Origin of the sequence: Mesorhizobium sp. WSM3873 (assembly GCF_001672445.1) — a bacterium.
Lineage (GTDB): Bacteria > Pseudomonadota > Alphaproteobacteria > Rhizobiales > Rhizobiaceae > Mesorhizobium.
In genome coordinates, this window is sequence record NZ_LYTM01000022.1 from 1 (window position 1) to 16,184 (window position 16,184).

15 protein-coding genes and 1 pseudogene are annotated in these 16,184 nt (G+C 64.6%); 2 read left to right on the forward strand and 14 right to left on the reverse strand.

All coding sequences use genetic code 11. The features are described 5' to 3' along the window. Positions 1 to 207: transposase (locus A9K71_RS15560; RefSeq protein ID WP_197504236.1), on the forward strand; the 207-nt coding region annotated here is incomplete at its 5' end. 49 nt (positions 208 to 256) lie between these two features. Here A9K71_RS15560 and fni read toward each other — a convergent pair. The 12 genes and pseudogenes from fni to A9K71_RS32580 all read right to left on the reverse strand — a co-directional run bounded on the left by fni (position 257) and on the right by A9K71_RS32580 (position 14,724). Continuing rightward, on the reverse strand, positions 257 to 1,306 hold the full coding sequence (gene fni, locus A9K71_RS15565; protein WP_066997295.1) for a type 2 isopentenyl-diphosphate Delta-isomerase: 1,050 nt from the start codon (positions 1,304 to 1,306) through the stop codon (positions 257 to 259). Positions 1,307 to 1,394: 88 nt separating this feature from the next. Further along, positions 1,395 to 2,293 (reverse strand): annotated as a pseudogene (locus tag A9K71_RS30420) (hypothetical protein); the annotation flags it as partial. Continuing rightward, entirely contained in the window at positions 2,290 to 3,840 is a 1,551-nt protein-coding gene (locus tag A9K71_RS15570) for a hypothetical protein (RefSeq protein ID WP_066997298.1), read from the reverse strand. The pseudogene A9K71_RS30420 and the gene A9K71_RS15570, both read right to left, overlap by 4 nt. Before the next feature lie 302 nt (positions 3,841 to 4,142). After that, complete coding sequence (locus A9K71_RS15575) at positions 4,143 to 5,150, reverse strand: polyprenyl synthetase family protein (protein ID WP_197092124.1); 1,008 nt, start codon at positions 5,148 to 5,150, stop codon at positions 4,143 to 4,145. A 136-nt stretch (positions 5,151 to 5,286) separates the two neighbouring features. After that, positions 5,287 to 6,630 carry a cytochrome P450 gene (locus tag A9K71_RS15580; RefSeq protein ID WP_066997204.1) on the reverse strand — a complete coding sequence of 448 codons (1,344 nt, stop codon included), beginning with the start codon at positions 6,628 to 6,630 and terminating at the stop codon, positions 5,287 to 5,289. After that, positions 6,630 to 7,475: an SDR family oxidoreductase gene (locus A9K71_RS15585; RefSeq protein WP_066997301.1), complete on the reverse strand. Its 846-nt coding sequence runs from the start codon at positions 7,473 to 7,475 to the stop codon at positions 6,630 to 6,632. The genes A9K71_RS15580 and A9K71_RS15585 overlap by 1 nt, the downstream gene beginning before the upstream one ends. Then, positions 7,462 to 7,770: a ferredoxin gene (locus A9K71_RS30425; protein ID WP_082980543.1), complete on the reverse strand. Its 309-nt coding sequence runs from the start codon at positions 7,768 to 7,770 to the stop codon at positions 7,462 to 7,464. Before A9K71_RS30425 ends, A9K71_RS15585 begins: the two co-directional genes overlap by 14 nt. A 1-nt stretch (position 7,771) precedes the next feature. After that, positions 7,772 to 9,061 carry a cytochrome P450 gene (locus A9K71_RS15590; protein ID WP_066997207.1) on the reverse strand — a complete coding sequence of 430 codons (1,290 nt, stop codon included), beginning with the start codon at positions 9,059 to 9,061 and terminating at the stop codon, positions 7,772 to 7,774. Positions 9,062 to 9,155: 94 nt separating this feature from the next. Further along, positions 9,156 to 10,376 (reverse strand): cytochrome P450, encoded by a 1,221-nt coding sequence (locus A9K71_RS15595; RefSeq protein WP_066997210.1) that lies wholly within the window; start codon positions 10,374 to 10,376, stop codon positions 9,156 to 9,158. A gap of 1,388 nt (positions 10,377 to 11,764) precedes the next feature. Next, a complete protein-coding gene (locus A9K71_RS15600) occupies positions 11,765 to 12,577 on the reverse strand; it encodes an arylamine N-acetyltransferase (protein ID WP_066997211.1) in 813 nt (270 codons plus the stop codon). A gap of 327 nt (positions 12,578 to 12,904) precedes the next feature. Beyond that, on the reverse strand, positions 12,905 to 14,224 hold the full coding sequence (gene hemN / locus A9K71_RS15605; RefSeq protein ID WP_066997213.1) for an oxygen-independent coproporphyrinogen III oxidase: 1,320 nt from the start codon (positions 14,222 to 14,224) through the stop codon (positions 12,905 to 12,907). 251 nt (positions 14,225 to 14,475) lie between these two features. Next, a complete protein-coding gene (locus tag A9K71_RS32580; RefSeq protein WP_066997216.1) occupies positions 14,476 to 14,724 on the reverse strand; it encodes a hypothetical protein in 249 nt (82 codons plus the stop codon). A gap of 209 nt (positions 14,725 to 14,933) precedes the next feature. Here A9K71_RS32580 and A9K71_RS32585 point away from each other — a divergent pair, with 209 nt between their 5' ends. Further along, positions 14,934 to 15,140: a hypothetical protein gene (locus tag A9K71_RS32585; RefSeq protein WP_066997218.1), complete on the forward strand. Its 207-nt coding sequence runs from the start codon at positions 14,934 to 14,936 to the stop codon at positions 15,138 to 15,140. Positions 15,141 to 15,377: 237 nt separating this feature from the next. On the opposite strand, the gene A9K71_RS33020 is transcribed toward A9K71_RS32585, so the two are convergent. Both A9K71_RS33020 and A9K71_RS15620 read right to left on the reverse strand, forming a co-directional pair. Next, complete coding sequence (locus tag A9K71_RS33020) at positions 15,378 to 15,596, reverse strand: transposase domain-containing protein (RefSeq protein WP_246728121.1); 219 nt, start codon at positions 15,594 to 15,596, stop codon at positions 15,378 to 15,380. Further along, positions 15,593 to 16,150 carry an IS66 family transposase gene (locus A9K71_RS15620; protein ID WP_245299639.1) on the reverse strand — a complete coding sequence of 186 codons (558 nt, stop codon included), beginning with the start codon at positions 16,148 to 16,150 and terminating at the stop codon, positions 15,593 to 15,595. Before A9K71_RS15620 ends, A9K71_RS33020 begins: the two co-directional genes overlap by 4 nt. Positions 16,151 to 16,184: the final 34 nt, after the last annotated feature.

The window sequence follows — 16,184 nt, forward strand, 5'->3', positions numbered from 1 at the left end:
AGAGGCGCATGGCTGCTCTTCCTGCCGCCCTACAGTCCGGATCTCAACCCGATCGAAATGGCCTTCGCCAAGCTCAAGGCGCATCTGCGCGCAAAGGCCATCAGAACCATCGACGCCCTGTGGCAGGCCATCGGCGATATCTGCAATCTGTTCTCCCCAACAGAATGCAGAAACTACTTCACTGCCGCAGGCTATGGACTCACATGAAAATCCGCCGCTCTAGGCGCCCGTCGCCACGTGCGGACGACGCCACGCATTAACCGGCGGGCAGATGCGCGGAGGGCAACAACGGCGCTTGACGCAACGCCGCCAGATCAGCCGAGCCGGTGCAGAAGCACGCGACTGCCAACTGGCGGATGACGATCTCGAAATGCGTGACCACCGCCTCGGTGGACACCGTCGCCGCGCGCAGCACGCCGGCCGCCTGCCCGGCGAAGTCCGCGCCAAAGCGTATGGCCTTGGCCACGTCGCCGCCGTCGCGGATCCCGCCCGACGCGATCAGCTTCACCGTTGGCAGCGCGCGACGGACCGCCTGCACGCTGGCCGGGGTCGGAATTCCCCAATCGGCGAACGCCATCGCCACTGCACGGTCGGCGGCATCGCGGGCGCGCTCGCCCTCCACCGCGGCCCAACTGGTGCCGCCGGCGCCGGCAACATCGATCACCGCCACGCCCGCCTCGACGAGCGCGCAGGCCACCGAGGCGGACAGGCCCGACCCCACTTCCTTGGCCACGATCGGCACGCCCACGCTGCGCGCGGCGCGAGCGATCTGCGCCAGCACGCCGTGCCAGTCGCGGTCGCCCTCCGGCTGTACCGCTTCCTGCAGCGGATTGAGATGGACGATGAGTCCATCGGCCTCCAGCGCATCCACAGCCCGGCGCGCCAAGTCTAGGCCGTCGGCCTCGCGCAGTTGCGCGGCGCCGATATTGGCCAGCAAGGGGATGTCTGGGGCCAGGCGGCGCAGCGCGCGCGTCAGCCCCTGGGAGTTGCGGGATTGCAGGCTCACGCGCTGCGAACCGACGCACATGGCAATCCCCAAGGCTTGCGCTGCCTCGCTCAGATGCCGGTTGATGGCCTCGGCGCGCGGCATGCCGCCGGTCATGGAGCTGATCAGCAGCGGCGCGCGCATGGTCTTGCCCAGCAACGAGGCGCGCAGGTCGATCTGGGTCAGGTCCAACTCGGGCAATGCGCAGTGTTCGAAACGGATATACTCCCAGCCGGCGGCGACCGTGGCCGGCGCCGTTCGCCGATCCAGCATGATGTCAAGATGGTCGTCCTTGCGCCGGCTCAGGGCGGTGTCGTTCATGCTCGCTCCATCCGTCGCATCGGGCGACGGCGTTGCGTCGGGTCGGACCGACGGCAGCGCGCGCACGTCGCCGCCTCCCGCGCGTTCTGGCCGGCCCACGCTGGCGTCCCCCGCAGTGTCCCTGCGGTAGCGGCTGGCCGAGGCCTGGTAGTACTGCGCGCGGATGGCCGCCATGGCCTCGATCAACGGTCCCCACGGCGCGGGAAAGCGTGCTTCCGCCATCACCCGTTGCAGCATGCGCGTATGGCCGGCCAGCTCGTCGTTGAGGAACTTCACCACAGGCATAGCCGGATAGCGCTGCAGCAGCAGGATCGCCGCGTTGTCGGCCTCGCCGGCCGACCAGTCCTTGTCGCGTCCATGCAGATCGTTCTGCAGGCGCCCGATGGCAGAGATGAGCCGCAGGACCTGGCGAAACGCCGGACGCGCGCGCAAAGTCGCCATGTCCAGCCCCCACAACAACGACAGGCAACACAACACGTTCCTGTAGGCGATCGAATCGATGCCGTTGTGCAGGTACTCGGCGTAGGACCAGTGTTCCGCCCCTGCCGCTTGCGCGTCTCCGGCGCGCAGCGCCGCGCAGTAGCACCGAGTATCGTCGAGAAGCTGAGCATAGTCGCGACGATCGTAGGCGAGCGCGGCCAACGAAGCGCTTAGCACAGCGCAGCCCTCGAATCCGGGGAGTGCGCACGGTACGCCCTGCCCCAGCGCCTGCTCCACCGCGGCGAGCTGCTCCGGCGCGATCAGGCCAAGGTCGTTGCAATCGTCGAGCCAAAACAGCAGCGCCAGTTCGCGGTAGAACGCCACGATCAGTGTTTCGTCCTGCGGATCGCGACCAGTGCGGGCGCTGGCGTCCCGCAGGCTCGGGTCGATGCGCTGCAGGATGTAATGGCCGCCCCTGACCGCTTCCACGGCATGCTCGTCGGCGAACCCGATCAGGGAACGCCCCCACTCCAGCACCTGCTGCAGCGCGCGTTCGGTCTGGATCATGGCGCCGCTCCTGTTCCCTCGACCAGGACGCGCCGCCCCCAACGAAGCGCCAGCCACAACCCGGCGAGTTCGGCCACGCGTACAACCCGGGTGGGGCAATACAGTTCCTTGCCGATCCACAGCGGCATCTGTGGCAATGCATGCGCCGCATAGCGGGCGAGCATCCATTCCAGCGCACGCGCCACAGCCTGCGCGATGCGCCGGCGCCCTGTCGGCTCTTCGCTCCCGTCCATCACGTGCAGCGCGAACAGCGCATAGGCGGTTTCCTCGAATGTGGCCGCGCGACCGGCGCCCCAGCCGCCGTCGTCGCGCTGCGCCTGCAGCAGCGCCGCCAGCGCGCGCTCGTCGCGCCACTGGGGCTTGCCTTGCGCCAGCGCAGCGACCGCATGCGCGGTGGGATACAGCCAAGAAACGTGCCATTTTTCGTTGTCCCATAGGCCGTGCGGGTTGCGATTGGCCTCGACGTAGGCGCTGGTGCCGGCGGCGGGCTTTCCCAGCAGTCGCAACGCATGCAGGGCATGGATGTTGGTCGACACCGAAGCATTGCGCTCGCCGGGGAAGGTGACGAATAGCTCGCCGATTTCGAAATGGCGCAACGCGTCGACCGCCGGGTCGCGGCCTGCAAGGCGCAGGACGCACAACGCAACGGCTGTGTCGTCCGCATCGGCCGCGAAGTGCAAGGCCGGGCCCAGACCACGCACGCTCAGGCGGGCGTCGAGCTGCGCGACGATCACGCGCACCGCCTCGGCGAGCGCGGGATGCGCGAACAGCCCGGCCAGATGCAGGCTGTACAGCGACCAGCATGGCTCGAACACATTGATCGGCCAGACGTTGGGAACGACACCTTCGATGCCGCTGCGCGTCGCCCGGGATGCCGCGTGCAGATACGCGTCGGCGCGCCCGACCTGCGGCGTGCTCCCTTGTGTCACGGCGTGCGCACGCCACGCGGCGGTGGCCGCCGGACTGATGCCGATGCTGCCGTCATCATCCGGGCATGCGGTGCTCGGCGACGTCCCCCAGGCTTCCCAGGAGTGCAGCAACGGATGGCCGCTCGGCAACGTCGGCACCGCGCTCAGCTTGACCAGGCACGCTTGCCGCAATGGCAACAGCGCCGGGTGGCGCGGAAACGCCACGCCGCCGAGCAGGGATGAAGCCTCGCCGCTCAACTGCGGCAGAATCAGCTCCGCGCCGATCGGCGCATCTTCCGGCACAGCATGCGCGTAGGGATCGGGCTGACGCTCGAGGAACCGAGTTGCAGCCTGGACTGCGTCGGCAGCGCCGGGTTGAGGATCGGCACGCTGCAATGCCAGCAGCGCCGCCCACGTGGGCGCATGGCGGAACAGCGGGAAGTCCGCGCTTCCCCATCCGCCATCGGCCTGTTGCTGCGAGATAAGCCACGCGTATGCGTCCTGCCGACCGGTGACAGTGCCGTGGAAATGCAGAGCTCGCGCCGTGTCGTACACGGACGGACCGACGCTGCCGCCGTCGCTCATTTCGCTCAGCAGGTGGCGCAGCTCGGAAAGGATCCGTTCGGACAGCGCGTTCACGCGGGATGTTCCTTCTGCAGACGGTTTGACGAGAATCAGGACCGGGCAGACGCCGCGCACCTCGCCGCAGCCCTGTCGCGGCCCGGCCCCATGTGCAGCGCCGGGCGGCCGCCCTGCTCCGGCGCGGCGACGCGCCCCGATGCTGGCGCCGATCGACCGCATAGGCTTGCGCGCAGCGCGCCCGTGCGCCGCGGCCGGGCAGGGCAACCGCTTGATCGGCGCCGCGGACTCGGACATAGGCAGCACCGCTGCCGCCGGCCGATCGCAGCGGCACAGGGGCGACTCCAGGCGGACGGGCGCGCTCATGCGCATGGCGCGTGTTTGAAGAGATACGCTTTGGCCCGCTGCAGCATCTGCGCCAACCGTTCCGCACGCGGCCCCAGCGGGGCGATGGCCTCCCCGGCGTCGCGCAACAGATCCAGCGCGAACTGGCGCGCTTCCTGCAGCCCCATGATCGACGCGCAGGTCGGCTTCTGCGCCGCCGCGTCCTTGCCGGGGGTCTTGCCCAACGTCGCGGCATCCGCTGTCGCGTCGAGAATGTCGTCGACCACCTGCAACGCGAGGCCGAAACAGGCGCTGTAGCGATCGAGCGCACAGTACAGCGCAGCGTGCGCGGTGTCCTCCGCGATGGCGCATAGCGCGCCCATGCGAACGGACGCGCGTACTAGCGCTCCGCTCTTCATCCGGTGCATCGCCACGATCCTGTCCAGCTCGACGTGCTTTCCGACCAGCGACAGATCCATGGCCTGCCCGCCTGCGGCACCCTCGGCGGACACCGCCTGCGCCAGTTCGCGCACGAGCGCTATACGGTTGTTGCCCGGCGCATCCAGGCTCGCCAGGGTCAGGAAGGCGTGCGCCTGCAGCGCATCGCCGACCAGGATCGCAGTGGCTTCGCCGAACTTGACGTGCACGGTCGGAAGGCCGCGCCGAAGCACGTCGTCGTCCATCGCGGGCAGGTCGTCGTGGACCAGGGTACAGGCGTGCATCATCTCGATGGCGGCTCCGACGTCGTCGAGCATGTGCGCCGGCGTGTCGGCCAGTGCGCCGGCAGCCTCACAGAGCAAGGCGCGGGTGCGCTTCCCGCCCTGCAAGGTGGCGTAGCGCATCGCCGCCATCAGCTCGGTCTCACTGTTATCTTCGGCGCAGAGAAGACGCGCCAGCGCCTGTTCCACCCGCTTTGCGCCATCCTGCATCCAGATCTCCGGCAGCAGCCTGCCGGATGCGCCGCGCGCCTGCGCGCCCAATCCACCGAGCGCGGAAACGCCCGTTCGGTCGTCGTGTAGCGTGGGACCGGTCTGCATGTTGTTCATAGTCCTTGTACCTGACACGGCCGCTGCGAGCGTTGAGCCGCCGCGATGTTGCCGGCGCTGAGCGCTTGCGCCGAGTGCAGCAATGCTGCGCGTCGCCGGCGCCGCTGCCTCGCCACACGGGGCATGCGATGCCAGCTCATGAGAATCCGATGCGGACTGTCATGGACGGATGTGCGGTCGGGTAGTAGCGCCGGCCTTTTTCGGCGCCGTTCAGCAACCGCGGCCGCACCCCGGCCTCGTGCATAGTCAGCGCCAAGGCGATGCAGAACTGCACCATTTCCAGCCATACCAAGTGGTAGCCGATGCAGACGTGTGGGCCGGTACCGAACTGCAGCATGTCCACCGGCCGGATCGGCTCCGTGCGTTCAAGCCACCGCGCCAGGCGGAACTGATCAGGCGCCTCGTGCAGCAGCGCCGAGGTCGAGAAATGCAGCAGCGGGATGCACAGATGGGTGCCCGCGGGAATGCGCCGTTGGCCGAGCTGCAATTCCTGCAGCGCGAGACGCGGCAGGAGCGTGCTCGCCGGATGCACGCGCAACGTCTCGCGGAACAGCGCCTCGGCGACCGGACACTGCGCCAGGTCCGCGTGCCGGGTCGGCACCGCACCCACGCGTTGCGCCTCCTCGACCAGGGCGTCCCACAGCACAGGCTGCCGCGCCAGCTCGATCACCATCCAGGCCATCGTCGAGGCGGTGGTGTCGTGGCCGGCAAGCAGCAGCAAGCGGATGTTGGCGACCAGTACGTCATCGGAGAGCGCATCGTCGCTGCGATCGAAGGCGCTCACCATGTCGTTGATCAACCCGGTGCGCGTGGCATGCGCGCGCGCGTCGCGGACGAACTGGTGCAACTGCGCGTCGATCCAGTCGCGGGCGCTGCGGCCGCGCCGCAAGGGCAGTCCGGGCAGGTCGACCGGGGGCGCGACGATCAACTGCAGCAGTTGCCGGTACTTGCGATGCCATCCCGGCAGGTCCTGCGCGGGGATTCCCATGAGGCTGAAGATGAGCTTGAGCATCAGGTCGCCGGTTTCGCGCAGAATGGTTACGTCGCCGCGATCACGCCAGGCCTGCACCCGCGCTCGGATGACGGGCGCAAACAGGTTGCCGATGCCGGCCTGGGTCAGCCCCTTGGGCAGGAACGCCGCCTTGATCGCATCGCGCGCCTGCCGGTGCGCGACGCCGTCCTGCGCGACCAACGTTCCGCCAAGCAATTCGGGCGCGATTTCTTCTATTAGCGACGAGGACACGTCCTTGTGCCGGAGCAGTGCGAACGCATCCGGATGCACGCAGGTCATCAGGTGGCCGGCAGGGCCGAAATCCAGCCAGAAGTGGCTGCCCAGCGTCCGTTCCGCGCGCCGCAGCAGGCGCGGCAGGTCGCAGACGATGGCGGGAAGATGCCCGACCAGGGGGAAAGCGCCGGGCATGACCGGAATGTCGTGCCGCAGCCGGTGCCGACGGTCCAGCGGGTTGAGCAGCATGTCCATTAGCAGCGCTGCGCCGCGGCCGCTTCAGCGAGGCCGCCGTCAGGCCGCACGGCGCGGCTGTTGCCACCGTCGGCGTACGTCGGCACATGCGCCAGCATGCCGCCGTCGATGCACACGACCTGGCCGGTAATGAATGCAGCATCGTCGGAGAGCAGGAACGCCACCAGCGCGGCCACGTCGTCGGGGCGGCCGACGCGCGGCAGGAGCTGGTGCCGGCGCAAATGCCGTTGGATGCACTCGTCCAGCTTGGCGAGGAGACGCTCGGTCATGATGAGACCCGGCGCAACCGCGTTGCAGCGGATCTGCGCATGACCGTACTGGGTGGCGAGCGAGGCCGACAACATGTTCATCGCCGCCTTCGACGCGGCGTAGGACGTCTGCGCGGTGTCACCGCTGAGCCCCTGGCACGACGACATGTTGACGATCGCGCCACCGCCGCGGGCGATCATCCGTGGGATGGCCTGTCGGCAGCAGAGCAGCGTGCCGCGCAGATTGGTCGCCATGGTCTGATCCCAGACCGCTAGGTCCAGGTCGAGGATCGCGTAGTCGCGCGGGGTCAGATGCATGGCGCTCGCGTTGTTCACCAGCAGGTCGACCCCACCGAAGTGCCGCTCCGCCGTCTCGAACAGCTCTGCCACCGCCTGCGCATCGGCGATGTCCATGGCAACGGCCAGCGCGTGACCCGCTTCGGCCGCGATCTGCGCGGTGCAGGCCATGGCCGCAGAGCCATCAATGTCGGCCACCACCACTCTGCCGCCCTCGCGCGCGATGGCGAGGGCGCATGCCTTGCCGATGCCGGCGCCGGCGCCGGTCACCACGGCCACCTTGCCTTCAAACCGTCCCATCGTGTCGCCCTGGATTGCGTTGGTCTTTCGCGGCATGCCGCTCGGCCTCCGCCGGAGAAGGCGCAGGGTCAGCGCTGGCGCGCAACTCATCGCCAGCTTCGCTTTCGATGACCCGAATGGCGGCGACTGGGCACTGGCTGGCCGCGAGCCGCACGGCGGCGTGTAGCGCCTGCGGAACCGTCGCCATGCACATTTCGGCCACTCCGTCCAGTTCGCGCTGGCGAAAGATGCCCGGCAGCGTCAGCGCGCACTGCCCAGTGGTTCCGCACAGATCCTGGTCGACTACGACGCGCATCTCAGCCCCCCTGCGAACGCAGCCGCACCGGCAGTGCGCGGAACGTCCTAAGGAACGCGGAGGGCTCCCGGGTCGGCTGCTCGGCCAATGCCAGCGTGGGGAAGCGCGCCTGGATCCGCGGCAGGCTCTCGGCCAACTGCACCCGGGCCAGTTGCGCACCGAGGCAGAAGTGGATGCCGTGGCCGAAGCTCAGCATGATCTTCCCGTCGCTCGACATGCCAGGAGTGGTGCCGTAGAACCGCGCGGGATCGAAGCGGTCGGGATCGGCGAAGGCGTCCGGGTCGCGATTGCCGGCCGCGATCAGCACGCGCACGTCGGCGTTCTTCGGGATTACCACGCCACGCAGTTCGATGTCGTGCTGAGCAATGCGCGGAATGGAACTAAACATGGCGGGCGCATCGCAGCGCAGGACTTCTTCGACGAATGCCTTCACGTCCGCGGCGTCCCCCTGCAGCCAGTGCCGCTTTTCGGGAAACGCCAACATCGCCAGGACCGCATGGTCGATGCTCGCGGCAGTGGTGGCGAAGCCGCCCAGCAGCATGCCCCACAGCATGCTGATCAACTCCGCATCCGACAGCGTGTCGGCATCGTCGTCGTGTGCGCCGACCAGCATCGACACGATATCGCGGCGGGGATCGGTGCGTTTGCGCTGTATGAGGTCACCGAAGTAGGCCTGCACCCTGGCGCTGGCCGCGTCCGCCGCGGCGAGCTGGGGATCGCTGGCGCGCGGGCTCAGGCCTTCCAGAATGGCGCCGATGCCGGCGGCGAGCCCGAACACGTCGTCCCGGGGCATGCCGAACAGTTCGGCGAAGACCAGCATGGGCAAGGCAAGCGCGAATTCTCGATGCAGGTCCACTGTCCCCCCGCGCTCCAGCGCGGGTGCCATGCCGTCCAGGCGCTCTGCGACGATGCGCGCGATGCTCGGCCGCAGGTTGTCGATCTCGCGAATAGTGAAATCGCGCGAGATCAGCCGGCGCAGACGCGTATGTGTCGGTGGTTCCTTCATCGCTAGCGTGGACGCCAGCAGACTGAGCGACAGGCTGGTCGCCGCACGCGGGAAATAGCGCGCCAGTTCGCCCGGAGCCGGTCCCCGAAACGCATCGCCCGTGGCCTTGAGCGCCCAGTAGATGTCGGCGTGGCGGCTCAACAGAAAGAGGCCCGACGCCGCGCGATGCACCGGATCGTGCTCGCGCAACCACCGCACGAACGGATACGGGTCGTGGATGCAAGCTGGCGACGCCAGTTCGGCGAAGGCGTCCCGGCATGCTGCCATGGTTTCTTGCACGTCCATCTTGGTTACCTGTTGGCTGGCTGATCTGACCGGCGCGCGCCAGGGGCGCCGGCAAGTCGCAGAGAAGATCGCGATTCCCGGCGGCGTCCGTCCATCACCAGAGCACCGGGAACTCCTCGAACCCGCCAGTGATGATCTCCTTGCGCAACTTCAGCGCTTCGGGCGCCACGGCCAGGCGCAGCGCGGGAAAGCGCTGGAAGATCGAACCGAACACCACCTTAAGTTCCAGTCTGGCCAGCGCCATGCCGATGCAGTAGTGCGGCCCGTGCGAGAACGTCAGGTGCGGATTTTCGTCGCGTCCTATATCGAAGATTTCCGGGTCGTCGAAATGGCGCGGATCGAACGACGTCGCCGGCAGGCCGACCAGCACCTTGCTCTCCGCGGGAATATGCACGCCCGCGATAGTCACATCGGTCCTCGGATAGCGCATGATGCCGTCCCAGCCCGCGCCCGGCGGGTACATGCGCAGGATTTCCTCCACCGCCTTGTCCACCAGGGATGGATCGCCGACCAGGCGTTCGCGCTGTTGCGGATGGCGGAACATGGCCAGCAGGCCAAATTCGATCTGCGCGACGGTGCTCTCGTGCCCCGCCACCAGCATGCCCGCCGCCAGGCCGATCGCCTCTTCCTCGGTCGCCTTGCCCTGGTCGACCGCCGCGAGCAGATCCGTCAGCAGGTTGTCGCCCGGATCCCGGCGCTTGTCCCACATCTTGCCGCGAATGTAGGCGCGCAGTTCTTCCCAGGCCAGACGAGACGCGCTGCGCGGACCGCTTTCATGCTGGTGCGTCATCACCTCGTTGGACAGCCCGGCGAAAAAGGCGTGATCCTCATAGCGCACGCCAATCAGCGCGCTGATGACCATGGCCGGAAGCGGAAAGGAGAAGTGGCGCCTCAGGTCGGCGGGCTGGGGCTGGACAGCTAACGTCTCGAACAACTGCGCGGCGATCGCCTCGACCTGCTGCGCGAGCAGCTTCACCCTGCGGTTGCTGAAGGCCGGCGCCACGATCGTGCGTAACCGGTCGTGCTCGCCCCCCTCGTGCGAGACGAGCCACCCCGGCGAACCGAGAATCACCGAATCCGGGGTGAATGCCGCCGGCGGCATTCCCGCAGGCCGGAACGCCGCGTCGGACAGCGCCGCCTTGGCCTCGTCGTATCCTGTCACCCACCAGCCTTCGTGCCCGGACGGGAAGCGCACGCGGTGTATCGGACCGTTGGCGCGTAGCGCCAACATCTCGGGCGAGGGCTCGATGTGATCGACGCGCCACATCGGCAGCGTCGGCAAGGGGTGTTGGCCAACGTATAACTGTCCAGGCATACCGCGCGGGGCGAGATGCAGTACTTTATCCCGCGCCTTTGAGTCAGGATAAAGCGAGTGTGGTGGGCCGGCCTTTGAGTCGCAGCCGGCCATCAAGCTTTCCTGCGCAAGGGTCGACAAGGGCGGCGCCTGTTTGGGTACGGGGCGGTCTCGCCGAGGCCGCCTTGCCATAGAATGCTATCTGATGCGGGTTTGACATTTGCTTTCTTTCTTCGTTCCATCCATCGCGGTGTCATCCACGAAATGAAGGTCGGTCGGCGGCGCCCGGCTTCCAACGAAGGAGTGTCAAAACTCGTGCCAGTTTGGCCGACCCGGCAGAAGTGAAAACATTGTGATTGCTTTTCAACGGATTAGCATGATGCCAGACAAGAGCTCGGCTAAAAAGACCGGTGTCGCGGATCCAACAAAAGCGACAGAACAGTGTCGGATAGTATACGAGCGTCACACGCTAGACCGGCGACATACCCCGCAAACGCGCCATCCTCCCACTTCCCCGTCATTGAAGCTGACCGGCACATCAGGGCACCAGCGATTGTGTCATGAGGTTGGTCGGGACAGGCCGCTGTCATGCCGCCAGTATGTCGAGCTAAAACCGGCCCGACCGGCTGGCCGAAATGAACTATACGCTCGCGTAGGCCATAGAACCGGTCGGTCCGGTATGGCTGACCTTGATTCTGAAAGCAGCGCGCGAGCTGGAATACGAAGACGAGCGCGCACCGGGTAAGGCATGGTCCAGCGGGCCAGCTCTTCGTCAAGATCCGTCATTTCGCCCTATCCGGGAACCGATCCCTAGCCTCACGAAATCTGAACTGCCTCCCCGTCCGTGGCGCCGACGCGCTTGGCGTCATCGGTTTTTGGAAGCGCGGCATCGATTAGTCGCGCGCGAGCCCATACCCGCGATGGAAGCAGTTGCACTGCGATCCAGGCGGGATCGGCCAGAATTTTCCAGCCAGTCGCTCGTATAGGCCGATGAGCGCTTCACCGCCTGGACGCGCGGTCGTCGGTTCAAAGGCGTATCTGTCGTTGCGCGGCCCGCCGGACCAGGTTCACGGCGCCAGCCGGAAACGCACCGTCGACGCGCGGATTGCTGCCGAAGACGTCATTGAGGGCGAGCAGGGTCAGGAAGCGCCAGCAGCACAGCCTGATGCTGGGTCGACTATGCTTGATCGCTTGTGGCGACACCGTAGCCGACGCTCACCTTTCCAATTCGGAGATCATGGTTAGAGCTGCCGATTGGCTGCCACCACTCCTGACGGGCTAGTGAGCGGTCTTAAGCGAGCAGGGTCATTTATGCATGAGACTTCGAGTGAAGCCACGCACGGTGCCTGCAAAAAGGCAAATCCGTCTGCTGAAAACCGCCGCAGTGCAAGGCTTGACGGCCTTCTTTCCTATACCCGTCCACGCGACTCAAGCTTTTCCCATAACGTATCAATCGTGGACCGAGGAAGGTGCAGCCGAAAAACCTCGGACAAGACTCGCTGCAGGTCGCTCTTCGTTTTGAGTGTTTCTGTTTCCTCAATTTGATTCCGAATCAAGCTGAAATCCTTGTTGAACAAGTTCGCAGGCCCGTCGGCTGTCAGCACGCTCATCATGAGGCTGGATGGAAACGGCGAACGGTCCCAGCGAGCGCAGATGAAGTTGGCGCCCTCGAAATCTGAGGGTAGGGCCGTGGCTCGATCGAAACCATAAAGAGCGAACCATTCATTCCCGTTCTTGCGTTCAACGACGAGTTCTCCGCTGGCGGAGTCAGCTCGCAGGCGAAACACGTCACGGCCAGCTGTTTGCAGTTCGTCTATATCGAGCCGTAGCGGTGCAATCGGTGCTGGACCACCGAAGCCAGCGTCGGCGAGCCAGTCGACGCCCTCGATGGTTAAGATGAATGCCTGGTGTGTGCGTGGCCCACCCTCCGCAGCACCCATACGCACTCTGCAAAGGATGGGCTGGATCGTGAAACCGAGTGCTCCGAGCGCCAAGCCAAACAACTTGTTCAATTCGAAGCAATACCCCCCTCGCCGGGCATTGATAAGTTTGGCCCAGATCGAATTCTCAGTCAGATTGGGTATATCACCCAACAGCACATCGATGTTTTCAAAGGGAATCGCGCGCATTTGAGCCTGCTGAAGGGCAACAAGACCGTCGACCGTTGTCGGCACTCGAGCAAGGCCGATACGATTCAGATAGGTCGCAATATTGAATGCCATGGGAATGTCCTTAACAGCTAGGATTCGTATTCGTTGAACACTCTGCCGAAAGCGAGATGACGTCCCAGGGTTCACGAAGCAGAGTAAGGTGGCCATCTCCCCCGATAGAAGTGAACATGCCGACCATTCCTCGTGTTCGCCCTGAACCAAAGCGGCGGTTCGAGCGTTGCAAATTACCCTCGTGATCCGGAAAACTCGGGCATTGCTCGTACAGGGCACTGGACATCACGGTGCTGCAAAAACGGGTACACAAAGGACTTCCGATCCATATCGGATTGCACAGTCGACCTTCTCAGGCCTCCGCTCATGGTGACTCGCTGTGGCTCACTACGAGTGGTCGAGATAAGCGTCGAACGCGGCAGCAACAGAGCGAAGCAAAATGCGATGGCCATGCCGCACACGGATGAAGCCATTCTCGACGTCCACAATCCCGTCGTCGGCCAGCATCGCCAAGCGCTCAGCTGATTCGAGAAAATGGGTCCAATCAAATCCGTGGGCGGCACAGATTGCCGGTACGTCGGCCTCGAGATCACACATCAGTCGCTCGATGATTGCGCCTCGGACGCGGTCTTCGCCGATGAGACGGTAGCCCTTCGACGTTGCCAAGCAACCAGCTGCGATATGCTGAATATAGGCCTCCAGAGCGCCTTCGTTCTCGACGTAACCCTCTCCAACACGCCCGATAGCCGACGCACCAAAGGCGATCAAGGTTTTGCAGGTGTCGGCAGAGTAACCTTGGGAGTTGCGCCGCAGGCGACCGGTTTTCTGAGCCAATGCGAGCTCGTCGTCCGGCAAGGCGAAGTGGTCGAACCCAATCTCTCGGTAGCCGGCGGCAAGCAGCGTCTCGGCGACGGCCGCAGCTTGTTCGGCACGGGCAACGCTGTCCGGTAGTCCTGCCTTTTCAATGAAGCGCTGATGTTTATTAGAAGACGGCGTGTGAGCGTATCCGAACACGGCAATCCGCTGCGGGCGCTGGGCCACCGCCGCCGTTGCGGTCTGGACGCAGGACTTCATCGTCTGATTGGGAAGACCGTAGATGAGATCGATGTTAATGCGGTTTATTCCCTGCTGGCGCAGGTTTTCGACGGCAGTCGCGGTCTGCTCTACACTCTGGATACGATTGATCGCTTTTTGAACACTCGGGTCGAAACTTTGCACGCCGAGGCTCGCGCGGTTCACCCCGGCTGCTCCTAAGGCTTCGGCCATCTCCGCGGTGAACGTGCGCGGATCGATCTCGACGGCGATGGCGCTCTTTTGCCTGAACGCGAAGCGGCGGCGTAGAAGCCCCGTCAAGGCGAGGAATTCCGTTGGCTCAAGGAGCGTAGGCGTTCCGCCGCCAAAGTGCACGTCGCTCACGGGCAGCGCCTGCGGCGTTAGCTCCGAGACCAAACGGATCTCGCCGCGCAGCGCCGCCACGTAATTTTGGATCGGCGCGTCCCGCTGGGTGATGGTAGTGGGGCAGCCGCAATACCAGCACATCGACCGGCAGAACGGAATATGGATATAAAGCGATACGGGATCGTTAGCCGATAGGCCGCCGAGCCATTCTCCATAGACCTCCGCGCCGATCGCTGCGGAGAACTGCGGTGCAGTTGGATAATTGAAATACCAAGGCAGGCACGCCTCGCTATGTTTTGTCTCTAGCATAGCCGACTCTCATCTTGATGTTAGCTCCCCTACCTGCCGCGCTATCCTATGTCTCTGATCTTCAACTGTCGGGGCGCAACCTGTATTTCCGTCAAGCCAAGTAGCCTGTGTACAATAGTCTCCATAGAAGCGTGCACGGGTGCGCCTTGTTGGGGCGCTGTTGGCGAAGGGCAGATTTGATCGGCGCATCTGGTGCAGGTGTTTGATCCCACCCGTGGTGCGCGCCCACGTCTCCGCGCTCGCCGCCGGCTTCATCTCGCTTCAATCCGCCCACACGGCCTTAAGACTTGCGCACTATTGTGCATGAGTTTTTGAGACATGTAGGTGTATTCGAGCGCGTAACGGCGGGCGTATTCCTGCAGGTTGCCCTCGGCCTTGCACAGCGCATCGACATCGAGGATGGTGCGCCATTGCGGCTTGCCTGACCTGTAGGATTCCCAGCTCGCACGCCGCGACAAGCCTTGCACGTGCGTGCCGTCCTGCCAGAAGTTGTCGATCATGTCGCCTTGCAAGGCCGGGCGAAACAATACGATCGGTGGCCAGTAGGATCTTCAGAATGTCGGGTTGGTATTCGCAGTTGCGCGGATTTTTCGACAGCTTATTGAGGGTCGATAGGTTATGCGCCCTGACCCAGACCATCGCCTCGTGGCCGTCGACCTCGTTCAGATAGGCGCGAGGGTCGGTGGCATCGTTAGGAGCCTCGTTGGGGTTGGAACCTATCGCCTTGGCTATGGTGGTCATCTGGGGCTGGGCGGAAGCCGTCATGGCGGTCGCCGTAGCTAAGGCCGTCGCCGTCATTAAGCTGTTCATAGATGTACTGCTGATGGTTAGCCCTTTCGAAAGCCTCAAAAAACGTAGCCGAAGCGATAGAAATGAACCGCTTAGGCTCTCTTCTGGGCAAGAGCTGTGCCAGTGAGACACGCTTGAATTCAATGGATTATTCTGGGGCGGTTGGGGGGCAGTCTAGGATAAGTCGCACCGTAATGTCGCAAGCGCGACACGCTTGTCGCTTCGGGATGGCTCTAAGACAGATTTTACAATGCAAGAGGGCGGCCATTCTCCACCTCCCACAACTCGGTCATGTCGAGACCGAGTCCGTGGCAGGGTTTGAGTTGATATGCAGATCGTAGAACTTGCGGCGCAAATGTGCCCATCACCCTGCCACTGGATGGTTTCGTTGCTGCCGGTGGCAGCGACTGTAGCTGTCTTTGGTTGAACAAAGGCCCCCAGGCTTTTTTCGGTAAGCGGTCAGCTCGATAACGTCAGGCCCAAAGTTCCAAGGCATTAGCATTTCGATTTCGGATGCCGGCCACCCTTGAGCGATGCGGGTCATGGTCTGCGAGAGCCAGTCGAGCGGATCGACGCTGTTCATTTTGCAGGTTTGCAGCAAGGTGGCCACCGTCGCCCAGGTTCGTCCACCGCCGTGGCTGCCGGTGAATAGACTATTCTTTCGCGTGATCGTCTGGGCCTGAATGCACGCTCGACGATATTGGAGTCGATTTCGATGCGCCCGTCCATCAGAAAGCGTTCCAGCGCCTCCCGCCGGGTGGGCGCGTAGCGGATCGCCTCGGCGGTCTTGGATTTTCCGGAGACCTTGTCCAGTTCCGCTTCCCCTAGATCGAAGAGGCTCGCGACAATGGCTACGGACTTTTCCTTACGGAGCGCGGCGCGGCTTCCGGCACCCTTGTGCGAACCTCGTCCTCGACCTTCCACAATTCGGTCATGGCGATGATCGTTACCGTCGCGGCCTGCGAGACCCCGCTGATGTGCAGGTCGTAGAATTTTGCGCCGCAGGTGAGCCCAGCACCCGGCGAGGCGGATTGTTTCATTGCTGCCGGCTTTGGCCCGTGCCTTGACCAGGTTGGTATTGGCCGAGTAGCCATCCACTTGCAGGATACCGCTGAATCCGGCGAGGTGGCGCGCCACGCAATCCGCGTCTCGGCTGTCGTACCCAGCTTCT